A 15,815-nucleotide genomic window follows, 5' to 3' on the forward strand; every position below is an offset into this window, starting at 1 on the left:
GTGCCGTGGGGGTTGAGCCTAACAACCGACCCTGCCCATGACACTGTCCGATCTCACCAGAAAAGTTCTCCGATAGCGCCACGCCTCGGTGCAAAAAAACACCACGGACCAATGTGGGAGCGAGCCTGCTCGCGAAGACGGCGGCACAGTCAAAAATGATGTGACTGACACTCCGCTTTCGCGAGCAGGCTCGCTCCCACAGGGTTCCCGGGTGTTTTCCTAAGCGGGGTAACCGGTGATTTTGCGGATGCTCTGGTACAACGGCTTGAGCTGTCGATACATGCGCAGGTAGACCTCTTTGTACAGTCGCTCATAGATCTGCTGCGCCTCGGGTTGCGGCATGAATACCGCACCGACCCGCGTCATGGCGGCCATCGCCGTGGGGAAATCCGCGTGCAGCCCCAGCCCCACCGCGCAGCAAATGGCCGCGCCCAGGCCGGACGCTTCGTAGACATGCGGACGCTCGGCCGGCAGGCCGAAAATGTTCGCCGTGAGCTGCATCGCGGCATCGCTCTGGGAGCCGCCACCGGCGACGCGCAGGCGCTTGATCGAGACCTTCGAGCGCTTCTCGATTTTCTCCATGCCCTGACGCAGGGCATACGCCAGGCCTTCGAGGATCGCCCGGTAAATGTGCGCGCGGGTATGCACGTCGCCGAAGCCGATCATCGCGCCCTTGGCTTCCACACCCGGATCGCGGATACCGGGCGACCAGTAGGGTTGCAGCATCAACCCCATGGAGCCCGGCGGCACCGCGTCGACCAGCGCATCGAAGAGTTGCTCGGGCTCCACACCCTGGGCTTTGGCCTGCTGCATTTCCCGCAGGCCGAACTCGTTCTTGAACCAGCTGACCATCCAGTAGCCGCGATAAATCATCACCTCACAGTTGTATTGATCCGGCACCGCGGACGGGTAAGGCGGAATCAACGGGACGATTTCCAGATAGCGCGACCGGGTGCTGGTGATCGTCGCCGTGGTGCCGTAGGAAAGGCACACAGTGCCTGGGTCAACGACGCCAGAACCCACGACTTCGCAGGCCTTGTCGGCACCCGCGGCGATCAGCGGCAACCCCTCGGGAATGCCGGTGAGGCGGCTGGCCTCGGCGCTGATGTAGCCCAGGGTTTCACCGGGTTTGTGCAGGCTCGGCAGTTGCTCGGGACGCACCGCCAGCGCCTGCCATTTCCAGTCGGTGGGGGCGGCCCATTTCAGGCGTTTGAAGTCGAACGGCAGGTAACCGACGCAACAGCCCACCGAATCGACAAAGCGCCCGCAAAGGCGATGGGTGAGAAACCCCGAAAGCAGCAAAAACTTGTCGGTCGCCGCCCACACTTCAGGCTGATTGCGGGCGATCCAGTTGGCCTCGGCCTGGGCGCGAAAGTAGTCCACCGTGGCTTGCGCGCCGACCAGTTTGAACAGCCAGCCCCAGGGTCCCTTGATGCCGCCTTTGACTTCGTCCTGGCGTTGATCGAGCCACAGGATCGCCGGGCGCAGCGCCTTGCCCTGGGCATCGACATTGATCACAGTGCCGCGCTGGGTGGTCAGGGATACACCGGCAATCTGTGAACGATCGACGCCGGTTTGCTGCCACAACTGCTGGCAGGCCTCACCCAGTTTTGCCCAGTAATATTCCGGGTCCTGCTCGGCCCAGCCAGGTTGAGTCGAGTAATAGGCCTGCAACTCGACCTTGCCTTTGCCCAGCAGATTGCCCTGCAGGTCGAAGAGCAGCGCGCGCACGCTCTGGGTGCCATTGTCGATGGCCAACAGGTAACGCTTGTTCGGGTGGTTATCCATGGAGCTCTCTTCAATGGGCATCAATGCGCGGCATCCGGCAAACCATGATGGCGCTGCCACAACGCCCGATAACGCTGTAATTCCTCCTGCCAATGCTCATCGTCCCAGCCCAGTCGCGGTTGGCAGAGCTGGCCAATGGCAGCGAAATACTCCTCGCCACCACGCGGCAGCAACAGGCCCAGGCGGGTTCGGCGCAGCAGCAGGTCATCCAGGTGCAGGACCATTTCCGCATCGCAGGCAACGGCCAGCTCCGCCCACAAGGTGTCGGTGCCGCCGACGGTGTCGTGGCCCAGTTCACCGAGCAGCTTCGCCAGCCTCGGCAGGTCTCGACCATGCCGCCCGGCCAGGCGCCGCCAGCGGTTGGCGCTGAGTCCCGGTATAGCCAGCGGCGGCACGATGGCGAACACCGGCGCGGCGTCATCAACGAATGGACGGTCGAGCATGGCCGCGCAAGCCTTGAGCACTTCGATGGCTTGCGGGCGAAACGTGGTCAGCTTGCCGCCGGCCAGGGTCACGCAACCCGGCTCCTGCCACAGCACATGCTCGCGGGTTTCATTCGACGGTTTGCCTTGATGCTCACCCGCCGCACTGCCCACTACCGGGCGCACACCCGACCAGGTCGACAGCACGTCGGCAGCGACCACTTCAGCGCCGGGGAATTGCTGACTACAGGCCGCCAGCAGATAGTCGAGTTCCTCAGGACTGATGCTCGCGCTCTGGTCCAGATCGCCGTGATGATCGAGGTCCGTGGTGCCGACCACCGTGGCCCCCTCCCACGGGAAAACGAACACCGGTCGACGGTCGCGCTCGTGCAGGAAGGTGAAGGCTTGCGCCACTGGCAGACGCCAACCCGGCAACAACAGATGACTGCCACGCAACGGGCGCAACTGGCGAGGGGCTTCGGGCAGGCGCAAGCGCTCGGCCCACGCGCCGGTAGCCACGGCCAGCACAGCACAACGCAATGTCAGTGATCCGCCGCCCTCGCAGTCTTCGACCTGAACCCCGCAAACGCGTCCCTCTTCACGCAGCAATCGCTGCACGCGCACGCCGTTGAGCACCACGGCGCCGTCGGCCCGGGCCTCACCCAATACGCGCATCACCAGGCGGGCATCATCGGTCAGCGCATCGATAAAACAGGTGCCGCCCAGCAGGTCATCTTCCTTCACTCCAGGCGCCAGATAACGCAGTTGTTGCGCGTCATGGAAGTGATGGCTGCGCCGCCCGGCCAAGGCGTCATAGATGGACAGCAAACCACCCAGCACCCGAGGTCCGGGAAAACCGCCACGGTAATGCGGCATCATGAAACTCATCGGCTCCACCAGCCCCGGCGCTTCGTCGAGCAGGCGCTGGCGCTCGCGGACCGAATCGCGGGTCAGGCGCCACTGGCCCTTGGCGATGTAGCGCAAGCCGCCATGGACCATTTTCGAGGAGCGGCTGGAAGTGCCCCAGGCGAAATCGCGCTGTTCCAGCAGCAGGCAACGCCAGCCACGGCGCGCGGCTTCGCGCAGGATGCCGGCGCCGCTGATGCCGCCGCCGATGACGATCAGGTCCCAGGTTTCCTCCGCCAGCGTCGGCAGCACCCGCTGTCGCCACGCCGCGTTCCAGTCCAGGCTCATGGCCGTCACTCCTGCAACAGCGTGCCAGGGTTCAGTCGCCCGGCCGGATCGAAATGCCGACTCAGTGCCTGCAGGGTGTCCATCGCCAGCGCGCCCTTTTCCCGCCGCAGGTACGGCGCGTGATCCTTGCCCACGCCATGCTGGTGGCTGATGGTGCCTTGGTTGTCGACGATGGTCTGGCTGGCCGCCTGTTTGAGTGCCTGCCAGCGCGCCAGGGTGGCGGGGTAGTCCGCCGCCGGGCGAAACACATAGGTGGTGTAGATGCTCGACCCTTCGCCGTAGACATGGGAAAGGTGGGTGAAGACATGCACCCGCTCGCCTTCGGCAGCCAGGGCGTCGCGCAGGCTGTTTTCGATCAGCGTGAGGAGGTTATCGACGTTGCTCCAGTCGGTGGCCGTTTCCAGGGTGTCGACCACGTAACCTGCGTTCCACAGGTTCTCGCGCAGGTAGGGAAAACGAAAACGGTTCTGCGCCCACTTCTTGCCGAGCAAGGTGCCGGTAAACACCCCGCCGAACGCCTTGAGGTGCTGCCGGGCCTGACGCAGGGACAGCGCATTTTGCCGACGATTGCCGGTCACGCCGAACGTCAGCAGGCATTTGCCCGCACCGGCGCCGCGCAGGGCCAGGTACTTTTCCAGCCAGGCGATCTGCTGCGGGTGACCGGCCAGCGCCAGCTGGGTTTCGGTTTCCACCGCGTTGGACAGGCGCAGCATCGACAGCGGCACCCGCGCCTGGGCCAACTGGCGGATGGCTTGCAGCGCCTTGGGCCAATCGGGCAGAAACACCCCGTAGAAACGCTCATCGGCAGGTAATGCGCTGACCCGCACCTTCACCTCGGAAATGATTCCGAAACGGCCCTCACAGCCCAACACCACCTCACGCAAATCGGGCCCGGCCGCCGAGGCCGGAAAGGAGGGAATTTCCAGAGGTCCGGCAAAGGTTTCCAGGGTCCCGCCGGCGAACAGTTGCTCGATCCGCCCATAGCGCAATGACTGCTGGCCACTGGAGCGGCTGGCGACCCAACCACCCAGAGTTGACAGCTCCCACGACTGCGGGAAATGCCCCAGAGTGTAACCCCGGGCGCGCAACTGACTTTCCACCTGCGGCCCACTGGTACCGGGGCCGAAGGTGGCCAGCAGGCTCTCTTCGTCGAGCTCCAGCAGGCGATTCATGCGGGACAGGGAAACCGTCACCACCGGCCGCGCGGAAACCGGCGGATTTATGTGGCCGGCCACCGAGGTGCCCCCTCCATAAGGAATCAGGCACAGGTCCTGTTCATGGGCGAGCAGCAGTAACCGGCGAATCTGTTCAGCGCTCACGGGATAGGCCACGGCGTCGGGATAATTTCCCAGCGCGCCCTCACGCAACGCCAGCCAGTCCGGCAGGCTCTGCCCTCGCGCATGCAGCAAGCGATCATGGGCATCCACGCTGTACAAGAAGTGTTGCTGCAACCGCGACGGGGGTACGCGGGCCAACGCCGTCTCAAGCGTCGCGTCGGGCAGCGCTCGACCGTCACCCACCCGCCGGGCGAGAAAACCCGCGCCCTGGGCCGGCAGTTCGACCACCGTGGTTGCATCTCCCCAGCCGTTCCAGCGTCGCATGCCTGTGTCCTTTTGCGGTTCTGATCAGTGATATTTCAGGCCCCCATACTAGTCAGCCGCCCGAAAGTGTCACGGTCGCATCGGGCCAGTTCGAGTAGCCAATTGAGTCAAACGTCGCGCAGGCGTCAGCCATTTACTTTAGCCGTGGTTTCAAATTACCTTTCAGGGCATTCATCCGCGCACGCGGGCCTTGATCAAAGGAATACGGTCATGCAATCCCTGGGCTTCACTTCAGTTCCGCCGCTGCTCAAATACCTGCGTCATGCCGAACAACTGGGCATGGCCATCGAGCCGGCGTTGGCGGCTGCCGGGTTGCAGGCACAGCAGTTGAGTGACAACAGCCTGCGGTTGCCGGGTGAAGCCCATGAACGGCTGCTCGATTATTTCTGCGAACACTCGGGCGATGCGTTGTTCGGTCTCAACGCCGCGCGTTTTGTGTTGCCCAACTCCTGGAGCGTGCTGGGCTACATCACCATGAACTGCGCGACACTGGGCGACGCCATGAGCCGCATCATGCCGTTCGAGAAGCTGGTGGGAGACATGGGCGTCAGCCGCGCCGAGGTGCAAGGCAGCGAGGTGCACCTGATCTGGACATGCCGCCATCAGCGCCCGCGAATTCGCCGGCATCTGGTGGAAAACGTGCTCGGTTCCTGGCTGCAATACGCGCGCTGGATCGCCGACACGCAAATGTCGCCGGCCGCCGTCTGGCTGGAACATGCCTGCCCGGCCGACACGACGCTGGCAGAATACGAGCAGTTCTTCGACTGTCCGGTGCTGTTCGACCAGCCTTATTCGGCGCTGATTGTCCCGTTGCCGTATTTGCAGTTGCCATTGCGCCAGGCCGATGCGCAATTGCTGCGCACACTGGAAGAACATGCCCAGGGATTGATGGCCACACTGGAGGACGCGTCGCTGGAGCAGCGGGTCAAAAGTATCCTGCGAAAGTTGCTCAAGGAAGGTCTGCCACGCAAGGAGCAGGTGGCCGAGCATCTCGCGGTGTCCGTGCGCACGCTGCAACGCCAGCTGCATCTGGCCGGAACGTCGTACCAGCAGATCCTCGATGACCTGCGCCAGGAGCTGGCCGAGCATTACCTGCTCAACAGCACCCTGCCGATTCAGGACATCGCCCAGTACCTGGGTTTCACCGAACCCCGCTCATTTCACCGCACGTTCAAAAGCCGGCGCGGGATGCCGCCGGGTGAGTTTCGCCAAACCCACCGGGTGCCGAACGAAGGTTGAAGATCAGAGGCTGGTGGGAGCGAGCCTGCTCGCGATGGACGTTAACGATGACGCGTTTCTACAGGATAAACACGGTGCCTTTTTGTCCATCGCGAGCAGGCTCGCTCCTACAAAATACGTACCGACCAGCAAGGGTAGTCGGCGCGGAAATGCCATACTCTAGCCCCAAAGTGCCATCATTATGACGCAGTGCTCGAAACTCACTGAAAACCCGTGCGCAAATCCCCTTCCCGGGCCAGGAACCGCCCTTGCCTGCGCCCGTTGGCCTGGCCGTCGCGGTAACTCAACACACCGTTGACCCATACGCCCTCGATGCCTTGCGCCGCCCGCTGCGGGTCGTTGAAATCGGCGACATCGCGGATGGTCGCCGGATCGAACAACACCAGGTCCGCCCAATGGCCTTCGCGGATCTCACCTCGCCCCTTCAAACCGAAGCGTGCCGCCGACAGCCCGGTCATTTTGTGCACGGCGGTGTGCAGCGGGAACAGTCCTACGTCACGGCTGAAATGTCCGAGCACCCGGGGGAATGCGCCCCACAAGCGTGGGTGTGGAAACGGGTCTTCCGGCAAGCCGTCGGAGCCGACCATCGACAGCGGATGCGCAAGGATTCTGCGGACATCCGCCTCATCCATTCCGTAGTACACCGCACCGGCCGGTTGCAGTTGGCGAGCGGCCTCCAGCAACGGCACATTCCATTCGGCGGCGATGTCCATCAGGTCGCGCCCGCCCATTTCCGGGTGCGGGGTCGACCAGGTGATGGTGATGCGGTGGGCATCGGTCACCTGCTTCAAATCCAGAGTCGAAGAGCTCGCTGCATACGGATAACAATCGCAACCCACCGGGTGGGTTTTCGCCGCCTCTTCGAGGGATGCCAGTAGCTGCGGACTGCGCCCCCAGTTGCCAGCACCGGCGCATTTGAGGTGGGAAATGATCACCGGACTTTGCGCATGGCGACCGATCTGGAATGCCTCGTCCATGGCCTCCAGCACCGGTTCGAATTCGCTGCGCAAATGGGTGGTGTAGACCGCCCCGAACGCGGTCAATTCTTCGGTCAGTTGCATCACTTCATCGGTGGATGCCGAGAAGGCGCTGGCATAGGCAAGGCCGGTGGACAGGCCCAAGGCGCCAGCCTCGAGGCTTTCGCGCAGTTGCTCGCGCATCGCACTGATTTCTTCCGCCGTGGCGGTGCGGAACAGGTCGTCCAGATGATTGCTGCGCAACGCCGTATGGCCGACCAGCGCGGCAACGTTCAGCGTGGTGTTCGCCGCTTCGACCGCCGCGCGGTAGTCACGGAAGGTCGGATATACGAAGGCAGCGGCCGTGCCCAGCAGATTCATCGGGTCCGGCGGATCGCCGCGCAAGCTCACTGGCGACGCGCTGATCCCACAGTTGCCGACGATGACCGTGGTCACGCCCTGGCTGAGTTTGGGCAGCATCTGTGGCTGACGAATCACCACGGTGTCGTCATGGGTGTGCACGTCGATGAAACCCGGCGCCAGCACATGGCCCTGCGCGTCGATTTTTTCGCTGGCGCGGGCATCGCGCAAGTCGCCGATACGCTCGATGCGCCCGTTGAGAATGGCCACGTCGGCGGGGTAACCGGGGCGGTTGCTGCCGTCGATGATCAGGGCGTTGCGAATCAGCGTGTCGTACTGCATGTCAGTCTCCCAGCGGCAAGTGATCGTCGCCGCCGCGGTATTCGTCGAGGGCGAGTTTGATCCGCCGCAGACGTTCTTGATTGTCTTCAGGATTGGCCAACGCCAGCTCGGTGGCGAGCACGTCGATGGCCAGCAGCATGCCGTAGCGCGCTGCCGTGGGTTTGTAGATGAACGAGGTTTCGGCGCTTTGCAGGGGCAGGACGATGTCGGCCAGTTGCGCCAGCGGCGAATCGGCCCGGGTGATGGCCAGAATGCGTGCGCCGTAGTTGCGCGCCAGTTCCACTGTTTCGACCAGTTCCGGGGTGATGCCGGTCAGCGAGCAGACAATCAACACGTGTTCGGCGCTGAGGCTGGCGGCGGTGACGCGCATCATCACCGCATCGTGGCACACCGCAATCGGATAGCCGAGGCGTACCAGGCGCACTTGTAGTTCATCGCTGCATAGAGTCGAGCAGCCGCCCATGCCGAAAGCATGAATCATCCGCGCCTTGCCCAGCAGTTTCACCGCATCGGCGAAACGCGATTCATCGAACGCCGCCAGGTGCTGGCGCAAGGTCGACTCGATGTCGCCCACGATCTGCCCGTAGAACGCTGACTGCTCGGGCGTGCCCGCCGGATCGAGAAACCGGCTGCCGACGCCGCTGGCCTGGGCCAGTTGCAAGCGCAAGTCACGCAGGTCCTTACAGCCGACCGTGCGGGCGAAGCGCGACAGTGTGGCGCTGCTGACCTCCGCCCGCAGCGCCAGCTCCTCGAGGCTGGCGGAGGCAGCAAATCCTACGTCGTCGAGCATCAGGCGAGCGATGCGTCCTTCACCGGCGCTGAAGGAATCCTGACGGGCGCGGATCTGGTAGAGGATGTCCATGCAAGTGGCTCCGGCTAAATCAGGTAAGAAAGACCAACGGTCAACGCGAAAGCAACGACCGAGATCAGTGTCTCGAGCACGGTCCAGGTCTTGAAGGTCTGGGTAACGGTCATGTTGAAGTATTCCTTGATCAACCAGAAACCGCCGTCGTTAACGTGGGAAAAGATAACCGACCCGGCGCCAGTCGCCAGCACCAGCAACTCGGGATGGGGATAACCCAGACCAATGGCCACGGGTGCGACCACGCCTGAAGCGGTGGTCATGGCCACAGTGGCAGAACCGGTGGCGATGCGCATCAGCGCGGCGAACAGCCAGCCCATCAACAGCGGCGACAAATGAAATTCGTGGGCCAGGCCGACGATCTGGTCGGTGACGCCGGCATCCACCAGAATCCGGTTCAGGCCACCGCCGGCGCCCACCAGCAGCGTGATGCTCGCGGTCGGCGCCAGGCATTCGTTGGTGAACTTGAGGATCGATTCGCGGTTGAAGCCCTGGGCCAGGCCGAGGGTCCAGAAGCTCAGCAATGTCGCCAGCAACAGCGCGATCACCGAGTTGCCGATGAACAACAAGAACTGGTTGAAACCTGTGCCCGGTGTGGAAATCAGGTTGGCCCAGCCGCCGATCAGCATTAGCACCACCGGCAACAGGATGGTTGCCATGGTGATGCCGAAACCCGGCAGGCTGTCGCGCGGTTCACGCTCAAGGAACTGGCGTTCCAGCGGGTTTTCCGCCGGCAACTGAATGCGCGGCACAATGAATTTGGCGTACAGAGGACCGGCAATGATCGCGGTCGGAATGCCGATCAGGATCGCGTACATCAAGGTCTGCCCCACCGACGCCTGATACACCTGCACCGCCAGCATCGCCGCCGGGTGCGGCGGTACCAGCGCATGCACCACCGAAAGCCCGGCGACCATCGGCAAGCCGACCATCAGGATCGACACGCCCACGCGCCGCGCCACGGTAAAGGCAATCGGCACCAGCAAGACGAAACCGACCTCGAAGAACAGCGGCAGCCCCACCAGAAACGCGATGCAAACCATCGCCCAGTGCGCGTTCTTCTCGCCGAAACGGTCGATCAAGGTCCGCGCCACCTGCTCGGCGCCCCCGGACTCGGCCATCATCTTGCCGAGCATGGTGCCCAGCGCCACCACCAGTGCGATGTGCCCCAGGGTCTTGCCGACACCCGCCTCGTACGCCCCCACCACACCCGACGGCGGCATCCCTGCCACCAGCGCCAGGCCGATGGAAATCAGGGTGATGACAATGAACGGGTTGAGCCGGTAACGGGCGATCAGAACGATCAGTGCAATGATGGCGATGGCGGCATACACCAGCAGCCAATAGCCGAAGGACAGGGTCATGCGGTACTCCTCGAGAGGGTCACGTCGAAATATTTGTGAAACTCTTAAAACATTTCGGAAGGTGATTTTCAAACGAGGTGAAAGTAATTTTCGTGCAGAGGTAAGGCGTGTCGCGCAGAGGTATGAGTTGTCGCAAATAATGAAAATCAGGCAGGCGGATTTTCATCGCACCTGCCTGTTTGATTTCAGTCGTGCTGCATCCGGGCGCGCTTGAGCAATTTCTTGCAACGCTCAGACAAATGCAGCACCCGCAGGTGCTTGCCGGCCCTGGTGTAGCGCTCGCGCAGGGTGCCCAGCGCGGCGATGGCCGAGTAGTCGACAAAACTCAGGTGCTGGCAATCAAGTGTCACTTGCGCCGGGTCATTGGCCGGATCGAACTGATTGAGGAAGGGTGTGGTCGAGGCAAAAAACAGCGTGCCATGCACCCGGTACAGCTTGCTGCCGTCGTTCTCCAGGTGGCTGTCGGCATACAACTGTCGGGCCTGTTGCCAGGCAAAGTTCAGCGCCGCGATGATGATCCCGCAAAGCACCGCCATGGCCAGGTCGGTGAAAACGGTAATCACGGTCACCGCGATGATCACCAGCACGTCGTTGAGCGGCACCTTGTTCAGCACCCGCAACGAGGCCCAGGCGAAGGTCTGTTGCGACACCACGAACATCACCCCCACCAGCGCGGCCAGCGGAATGCGCTCGATCAGTGGCGACAGAAACAGGATGAACAACAGGATCATCACCCCGGCCACCACCCCGGACAAGCGCCCGCGCCCGCCGGAACTGAGATTGATCACGGTCTGACCGATCATGGCGCAACCGCCCATGCCGCCGAACACACCGGACACCACATTCGCCGCCCCCAGCGCTACGCACTCGCGATCCGGGTAGCCACGGCTCTCGGTGATTTCGTCGGTGAGGTTGAGGGTCAACAGGGTTTCCAGCAACCCGACCAGCGCCATCAGGATCGCGTAGGGCGCGATGATGCCCAGGGTGTCCAGGTTCCACGCAATGTCCGGCAGCGCCAGCGTCGGCAAGCCACCGGCAATGTGCGCCATGTCGCCCAGAGTGCGGGTCGGCAGGCCCAGCAGATACACCGCCACGCCCACGCCGAGAATCGCCACCAGCGCCGGCGGCACCGTACGGGTCAGGCGCGGCATCACATAGACAACCGTCATGGTCACCGCGACCAGCCCGATCATCATGTACAGCGGCGTACCGCTCAACCAGGCCTCCCCGCTCTTGAAGTGCTCCAGTTGTGCCAGGGCAATGACGATCGCCAGGCCGTTGACGAAGCCGAGCATCACCGGATACGGCACCATGCGCACCAGCTTGCCGAGCTTGAGCAACCCGAACGCCATCATGATCAGCCCGCCCAGCAACACCGTGGCCAGCAGATACTGCACGCCGTGCTGCACCACCAGCGCGACGATCACCACGGCCATCGACCCGGCCGCGCCGGACACCATGCCCGGTCGCCCACCGAACAGCGCGGTCAGGGTGCAGATGATGAACGCGCCGTAAAGCCCCATCAGCGGATTGAGATGAGCCACCAGCGCGAAGGCGATGCACTCGGGCAGCAGGGCGAAGGAAGTGGTAAGTCCGGCCAGGACATCGGCGCGTAGACGTTTTGGTTTCATGGAGGACCGCATGCAGGGGAAGCAGGAAAAGAGTGTGCGGATGTTACGGAATCAGAGGCAGCCCGGCCAGCAGATGGGCCAATGGAAACGCAATCGCGAGCAGGCTCACTCCTACATTTAACCGCGTTCCATCAGAAGGAATGCAATCAAATGTAGGAGTGAGCCTGCTCGCGATGAACGATGACGCGGTCTAAAGCGAACTCACACCATCTCGTCGCGAATCCACTCCACTACCGACGTGCGCTTCGGCACCCAGCCCAACAACTCCCGAGCATGCTTGCCACGCACCCGACTGTTGGAGCCCAAACCATAGTTGGCCATTTCATAGCCCCACTCGGCTTCGGCATCCTTGAGCGCCCAGTCCTGCGGCTCGCCCAGGTTCAGCGCCTGGGCCATGGCGGTGGTCATGTCGATGAACGACGCTTCACCGCTTTCGACGAAGTAGAAGGTGCCAGGCACGTTTTCAGTCAGCGCCAGCAGGTACAGCGCCACCACGTCCTCGATGTGCACATTGGACCAGATGTTCTGGCCGGGGCCGACATGACGCACCACACCGCTTTTGCGTGCCTGTTTGAGCAGGCGCGGCAGTTGCACGCTGTCGCGATGGACGCCCAGGCTGTGGCCGTAGATCAGGGTGTTACAAATCACTGCCGAGTTCACCCCGTCCATGGCCGCCGCCAGGATCAGATTATCGATGGCCACGCGTGCAGCCTTGTCGACCGTCGGCTCCGGCAGGTTGTCTTCGACGTAGATGACATCACTGGATTTACCGCCCGAGGCATCGCCGACAATGCTCGAACCGCTGGTGTGCAGGAACACTTTGCCGGAACCGCGCAAGGCATCGAGCAAGGCTTGCACCGCTCCACGATGATCGCTGCTGGCGGCGTTGATCACCGCGTCCGCGGCAAGCGCCTGATCGGCCAGCAGGGCGCAGTCGTCGAGGGTGCCGATCACCGGGGTGATGCCCAGTGCGCGCAGTTCATCGGCTTGTTCGGCGCTGCGCACCAGACCGGTGACGTTGTGACCGGCCTGGACCAGGCCCGTGGCGATGGAACCGCCGATAAAACCGGCGGCACCGGTAACGAATACATTCATGGAGAAACTCCCTGCGTGGATAAGTGATGCAAGGAGTATCCGGCAGCGATCCCGGAGGAAAAATCCCTGCCGGCCCAATTCACTTTTGCGCAGGAATCACGAATCAACCCTTGAAATCCGCGCTCGCATAATCCGCCAGCTTGCCCTGGATAAAGTCCAGGAAGCATTGAATCCGCAGGGCCAGTTGCGAGTTGCGGTAGTACACCGCGTTGATCGGCTGGCGATAGCCGCTGTTGAATTCGGCCAACAACACTTTCAAGCGTCCGGCACGAATGTCTTCGATAGTCATGAAATGCGACAGGCTGGCGATGCCCTGGCCGTCCAGTGCGAGATGGCGGATGGTTTCGCCGCTGGAGGCGCTGATCGACGCCTGGATCGGCCAGCGATCGCCATGCACATAACGCAGCGGCCACTGGTTGAGGCCTTCGTTCTGGGTGAACCCCAGCAGCGTATGGTGGACCAGGTCAGCCACGGCTTGCGGTGCGCCGTGCTTTTCCAGGTAGGCCGGACTGGCGACGATGTGCAGCGGGCTGCAACCCAGGGAGCGGGCATGCAGCGTCGAGTCGGTCAGGGTGCCGATGCGAATGGCGATGTCGGTGCTTTGCTCCAGCAGGTCGATGATCAAATCGTTGCTGTTGAGTTCGAGCTGAATGTCCGGGTAAAGCCTGCGGAATTCATCGATGTAGGGCACGATGGCGTGCAGCATGAAAGGGGATGCCGCGTTGATCCGCAGCCGCCCGGACGGCGTTTGCTGGCGTGAGGTCAGGCGTTCTTCGAGCTCGTCCATCTGATCGAGAATCCGCTTGGCGTGCTCGAAGAAGTACTTGCCCTCTTCGGTCAGGTCCATGCGCCGCGTGGTGCGATTGATCAGCGTGGTGTCGAGCTTGGCCTCCAGCCGCGACAGCGTACGGCTGACCGCCGAAGGCGTTTGCCCGACCTGCTCGGCCGCCGCGGAAATCGACCCGCATTCAATCACACAGACGAAAACCTGCAATTCATCGGATCTGGCTTTCACGTGTGTCCTCGTTTGCGAATCGGCGCTGCGATCTTCCTGGCCGTTGCATCGGATAGTAGCCGAGCGTTAAGCCTTGAGGCCAAACACCTCAGCCAAATGCTGCTCATAACGCGCCACGTCGCCTTCGATGTTCGGGCGCTTCATCACGTCCACGCACAGGAACGTCGGCAAGCCGGTCATGCCCAGGAACTCGTTGGCCTTGTGGAACGGAAAGTACACCGCGTCCACACCTTTGGCTTCGAAGAAATCGGTCGGGTCGTCGAAGGCTTGCCGCGGGGCGTTCCAGGTCAGCGACAGCATGTACTGCTTGCCGTGAATCAGACCGCCGCTGCCGTACTTCTGCGACGCGTCCGAACGGGTGCGACCGTCGCTGGCATAGAGGCTGCCATGGCCTTCGGTGAAGACTTCGTCGATGTACTTTTTCACGGTCCACGGCGCGCCCATCCACCAGCCGGGCATCTGGTAGATGATCACGTCGGCCCAGAGGAACTTGGCCACTTCTTCGGCGACGTCGTAGCCCTCGTCGATGAAGGTGGTTTTCACATCCATACCGCCGCGATCCAGCACGCTCAATGCGGCTTCATGCAGGGTGGTGTTGTAGCGGCCGTCGGAGTGCGCAAATTTTTTGCCGCCATTGAGCAACAGGACTTTTTTCATGGGAGATCTCGGGAAGGTCGGGAATCGGATGGCGGCAGAGTACCGATCGACCTCGCGCGGAGTAAGCGTCGATTTGGCAAAATTCATTTGACCTACAAGCACGAATCAATAGGCGATTGTTGCCTTAGACTGGCGCCAATTCTGACTTGAGGAGAGATGTAGATGAGTGAAATCCAGGGTTTCATCCTGCACGCCAAGACCCGCCCGGAAAAATCCGACGCCTTCGAAGCGTTTTTCAGCGGCTACGTGCAAGCCAGCCGCGCCGAACCCGGTTGCATCGAATACCATATGTTGCGCGACAAACAGGACCCGACCCTGTTCATCTTCTACGAGATCTGGCAATCCCGGGCCCACCTCGACGTGCACTCGAACCTGCCGCACATGAAGCAGTTTCTCGAACAGCGTGATGAATACCTGGAACGAGACTTCGAGATCCGCGCCATCGAGATGATCAGCCCGTCGTCCGCTAGCCGCTGATCAGCAAATGGCCGCCGAGCACACCCAGGCCAACGAAAAACACGCGCTTGAACCACAGGGCGCTGATCCGCTGGCGCAGCGATTGCCCCAGCCACATGCCGAGCATGGCCGGGATCAGCGCCAGCAGCGATGCGCTCAACTCGCCCCCGCCGAGCGCGCCGCGCCATAGCAATCCACCGGCCAGGGCCAGGGTCGAGACGGTGAATGACAGGCCCAGCGCCTGCACCAGCTCGTCCTTGCTCAAGCCCAGCGCTTGCAGATAGGGCACCGCTGGAATCACGAACACGCCGGTGACCGACGTGATGACGCCGGTCAGCACGCCACACAGTGGACCGAGCCAGCGTTCGCTGCGCCGCCCCACGCGCACAGTCGGCAGGAACAAACCGCTCAGCGCATACAGCAACAACGCCGCGCCCAACCCCCGCACCACCCAATGGCCACCGCTCATGCCGATCCACAGCGTGCCCGCCCCGGTGCCGATGAAAATCGCCAGCAGCATCGGCCACAGCCGTTTGACCAGCCCCGACAGATGCCCGCCGAATGCCAGTTGCCAGACGTTGGTGAGCGTTGCAGGAATGATCAGCAGCGCCGCAGCCTGCGTCGGTGCCATAGCCAGACCGAGCAGGCCCATGGCAACGGTCGGCAGGCCGAGGCCGATCACGCCCTTGATCATGCCGGCCAGCACAAAGGTGCCGATAACCAACAACGAAAGGGCTAACCCGAGATTCTGATAAAACGCAGAGAGTGTATTCATGGGGCTATGGTGGGCCCCCGAGGGCTGATTGAAAATCTGCCATATACTGAGGCTGGCT

13 protein-coding genes are annotated in these 15,815 nt (G+C 62.5%); 2 read left to right on the plus strand and 11 right to left on the minus strand.

Features of this window, described 5'->3' with window-relative positions:
* Window positions 1–219: 219 nt before the first annotated feature.
* Genes BSF44_RS04580 through BSF44_RS04590 form a run of 3 tightly spaced genes read right to left on the minus strand, consistent with a single transcriptional unit; the run spans window position 220 to window position 5,005 of the window.
* Window positions 220–1,788 carry an FGGY-family carbohydrate kinase gene (locus tag BSF44_RS04580; protein ID WP_095942466.1) on the minus strand — a complete coding sequence of 523 codons (1,569 nt, stop codon included), beginning with the start codon at window positions 1,786–1,788 and terminating at the stop codon, window positions 220–222.
* A 20-nt stretch (window positions 1,789–1,808) separates the two neighbouring features.
* Window positions 1,809–3,404: a glycerol-3-phosphate dehydrogenase/oxidase gene (locus BSF44_RS04585; RefSeq protein WP_095942467.1), complete on the minus strand. Its 1,596-nt coding sequence runs from the start codon at window positions 3,402–3,404 to the stop codon at window positions 1,809–1,811.
* A 5-nt stretch (window positions 3,405–3,409) separates the two neighbouring features.
* Window positions 3,410–5,005: an FAD-binding oxidoreductase gene (locus tag BSF44_RS04590; RefSeq protein WP_095942468.1), complete on the minus strand. Its 1,596-nt coding sequence runs from the start codon at window positions 5,003–5,005 to the stop codon at window positions 3,410–3,412.
* Between the two features lie 210 nt (window positions 5,006–5,215).
* Here BSF44_RS04590 and BSF44_RS04595 point away from each other — a divergent pair, with 210 nt between their 5' ends.
* Window positions 5,216–6,244, plus strand: a complete 1,029-nt coding sequence (locus tag BSF44_RS04595; RefSeq protein WP_095942469.1) for an AraC family transcriptional regulator — start codon at window positions 5,216–5,218, stop codon at window positions 6,242–6,244.
* A 200-nt stretch (window positions 6,245–6,444) separates the two neighbouring features.
* Here BSF44_RS04595 and BSF44_RS04600 read toward each other — a convergent pair whose 3' ends face one another.
* From BSF44_RS04600 to BSF44_RS04630, 7 genes are all read right to left on the minus strand, one after another.
* Entirely contained in the window at window positions 6,445–7,902 is a 1,458-nt protein-coding gene (locus BSF44_RS04600; protein ID WP_095942470.1) for an amidohydrolase family protein, read from the minus strand.
* A 1-nt stretch (window position 7,903) separates the two neighbouring features.
* Window positions 7,904–8,764 carry a MurR/RpiR family transcriptional regulator gene (locus BSF44_RS04605; protein ID WP_095942471.1) on the minus strand — a complete coding sequence of 287 codons (861 nt, stop codon included), beginning with the start codon at window positions 8,762–8,764 and terminating at the stop codon, window positions 7,904–7,906.
* A gap of 14 nt (window positions 8,765–8,778) precedes the next feature.
* The gene (locus BSF44_RS04610; RefSeq protein ID WP_095942472.1) at window positions 8,779–10,128 is read right to left on the minus strand and encodes a gluconate:H+ symporter; all 1,350 of its coding nucleotides are present in this window, start codon (window positions 10,126–10,128) and stop codon (window positions 8,779–8,781) included.
* Between the two features lie 185 nt (window positions 10,129–10,313).
* On the minus strand, window positions 10,314–11,759 hold the full coding sequence (locus BSF44_RS04615; RefSeq protein ID WP_095942473.1) for a SulP family inorganic anion transporter: 1,446 nt from the start codon (window positions 11,757–11,759) through the stop codon (window positions 10,314–10,316).
* 201 nt (window positions 11,760–11,960) lie between these two features.
* Entirely contained in the window at window positions 11,961–12,854 is an 894-nt protein-coding gene (locus BSF44_RS04620) for an NAD-dependent epimerase/dehydratase family protein (RefSeq protein ID WP_095942474.1), read from the minus strand.
* Between the two features lie 103 nt (window positions 12,855–12,957).
* Window positions 12,958–13,869 (minus strand): LysR family transcriptional regulator, encoded by a 912-nt coding sequence (locus BSF44_RS04625; protein ID WP_095942475.1) that lies wholly within the window; start codon window positions 13,867–13,869, stop codon window positions 12,958–12,960.
* Window positions 13,870–13,935: 66 nt separating this feature from the next.
* The gene (locus BSF44_RS04630; protein ID WP_095942476.1) at window positions 13,936–14,526 is read right to left on the minus strand and encodes an NAD(P)H-dependent oxidoreductase; all 591 of its coding nucleotides are present in this window, start codon (window positions 14,524–14,526) and stop codon (window positions 13,936–13,938) included.
* Between the two features lie 162 nt (window positions 14,527–14,688).
* Between BSF44_RS04630 and BSF44_RS04635 the strand changes: the two genes are divergently transcribed.
* Window positions 14,689–15,003, plus strand: a complete 315-nt coding sequence (locus tag BSF44_RS04635) for a putative quinol monooxygenase (protein WP_095942477.1) — start codon at window positions 14,689–14,691, stop codon at window positions 15,001–15,003.
* Here the strand turns inward: BSF44_RS04635 and BSF44_RS04640 are convergent.
* A complete protein-coding gene (locus tag BSF44_RS04640) occupies window positions 14,993–15,757 on the minus strand; it encodes a sulfite exporter TauE/SafE family protein (protein WP_095942478.1) in 765 nt (254 codons plus the stop codon). The genes BSF44_RS04635 and BSF44_RS04640 overlap by 11 nt on opposite strands.
* Window positions 15,758–15,815 lie beyond the last annotated feature (58 nt).

The sequence above is a fragment of the Pseudomonas sp. ACN8 genome (assembly GCF_002303925.1).
Classification (GTDB): Bacteria; Pseudomonadota; Gammaproteobacteria; order Pseudomonadales; family Pseudomonadaceae; genus Aquipseudomonas.